The organism is Pseudomonas sp. B7(2017), from assembly GCF_002112745.1.
Lineage (GTDB): Bacteria > Pseudomonadota > Gammaproteobacteria > Pseudomonadales > Pseudomonadaceae > Aquipseudomonas > Aquipseudomonas ekonensis.
The window spans coordinates 1-1,926 of record NZ_NEIP01000039.1 but is presented as its reverse complement, the minus strand read 5'-3'; the positions used below and the strand labels follow the sequence as shown (position 1 = coordinate 1,926).

The window sequence follows — 1,926 nt, the reverse complement described above, 5'->3', positions numbered from 1 at the left end:
CCAATGGAACGTGCTGGTCAACCGGCTGGGCGCCGCGCTGCTGTTGCTCAAGGGCGACAGCAGTTTCAGTGCGTCGTGGATGAGCCTCTTCATCGCCGCAAGACTGGGCGGCGAAAGCCGCTTGCAGCGCGTGAACGAGGGCGCGCGACAGGTGTGGAAACTGTTCGGGCAAAGGGCCGAAGCCCTGGATGAATGGGTGCGCAAGACCGGCAAGGCGATCGGGGCCGGGCGGGGAGAGCGGATCCTGAACTCGCCAGCGGTGGTCAACAGCGGCGGCGTGGTGCCGCTGGCGGCGTTGCTGGTGAACGTGGTGAATGTGCAGAACTACTTGCGTGAGGCTGCGGTGCTGGAGGGGATGGAAGGCCGGCGGAAACGTGAAACGCTTTCGGCGAGCCTGTATGGGGCGGCGGCGTTGGTGGCGGTGGTGGATAGTCAGGTTAGGGTGGGGCTGGGGAGGGATCGGTTTTACTTCTTTGGTTCTGCTGCGCCAGCGCTTACGTTGTTTGGTGGGGTGATTGGCCTTATATCTGGCGGTGCCGCATCGGCCGAATTCAAGTCTCTTCAGGAGCAAATTGAAAAAGCCCAGAACGCCGTCGATCCATGGTTGGAGATGCGTCAGATCGTGGTCGGTGGGCAAGCAGCCGCCTTCGGTGCCCAAGCGATTCTGGGATTCAGTTACACCGCTCGCGCGCTCGCCGGTTCAATAACCGTGGACGTCGCCATCCTGCGCTACACGCTGTACATGGGCCCGGTGAACTGGGTCATCGCCGCACTGGGCGTGCTGTACCTGACGGCCTGGATCTTCGAGAAAACGCCGCTGCAGCATTTCCTGAACACCTGCTGCTGGTCCAAGGCACGGGCTGGCGACCTGGCGCCCATCGCGCCGAAAGCCCAGCAGGACGAGCTCGACCGCCTGTACCTGATCCTCTACACCCCCCGGATCAGCATGAAGAGCAGCGCAAGGCCGGCCCGTGACGACAGCTTTGCCGGCCTGAAACACGTCAGCGCCGTTGACGCGCTGACCATCGACCTGCCGGGTGCCGAACCCGGCAGTGCCTACCTGGAGCTGAGCATGATCGGCGATCCCATCGACACCCAGGGCTACAGGCACCTGATCAAGAACAGCCCGGCCAACGGCTACAAGGCGCCACGGCCCTGGCGAGACCTGGCGCCGCACTGGCTGTCCGGCAGCCGGTGCGGGTGGATACCGGTCAAGGAAGGCCAGGGGCTGCGCCTCAGCGGGCCGTTCAAGGAACTGGCGAATGTGCTCGGTTCCCCGCCGAGCACGGTGTCGTTTCGCTTGCGTTACCGCACGCCCCTCACCGGAATGCTCGGTGCCCGCACGTTCATCGGCGGGGAGCGAGGGCTGGCGTTTACCCTGAACAACGACACCGGCGTCGTCGCGCTGCGGGGCGACCCGACCCCCGAGCTGGATCGCGTGCCGAACTACCCGCTCGGCGACGGTCACCCCGGCGCCATTTACCTGCAACCCAAGGACAAACGATGAGCACGCCAACGGCAGGCACCACGAAAAAAGGGCTGTTTTCGCGCAATGACTATCTGGCGCCGTTGCCGATCCCTACGGGGAAGAAGCCCTGTGACGTGCTCAATACCATCTGGCGCAAGAGCGATGTCTTTATTGACATCGGCAACTACAGCATTGGCTCGGCGGTGATGGTGATGTGGCCGGGAGTAATGGTGGTTCTTGCCATGTCATTCTTTACTCGGAATTTCGACCCTGAGTTCAGTCGCGATGTTTTGATCTTCGGCGCTTGCGTCATGGCCCTCCCGATTTTTTGGTTGATCCAGGGCCTCTTCCGCAAAGTTCCCTTGCCCGTCCGCTTCAACCGCCAGCGCCGCGAAGTCTGCGTGCCCCGCGACAACGGCGAATACTGGATCGTCCCCTGGGAAACCGTGACCGCCGCC

1 protein-coding gene and 1 pseudogene are annotated in these 1,926 nt (G+C 63.1%); both read left to right on the top strand.

The genetic code is table 11. The features are described from left to right. The first annotated feature begins 79 nt into the window (after positions 1–79). Positions 80–1,507 carry a hypothetical protein gene (locus CAG29_RS28885; protein WP_256577338.1) on the top strand — a complete coding sequence of 476 codons (1,428 nt, stop codon included), beginning with the start codon at positions 80–82 and terminating at the stop codon, positions 1,505–1,507. Further along, positions 1,504–1,926 (top strand): annotated as a pseudogene (locus tag CAG29_RS27975) (hypothetical protein); the annotation flags it as partial. The gene CAG29_RS28885 and the pseudogene CAG29_RS27975, both read left to right, overlap by 4 nt.

Coding starts and splice junctions, on each gene's coding strand:
- CAG29_RS28885 (WP_256577338.1), top strand. CDS start 80: ATGAGCCTCTTCATCGCCGCAAGACTGGGCGGCGAAAGCCGCTTGCAG.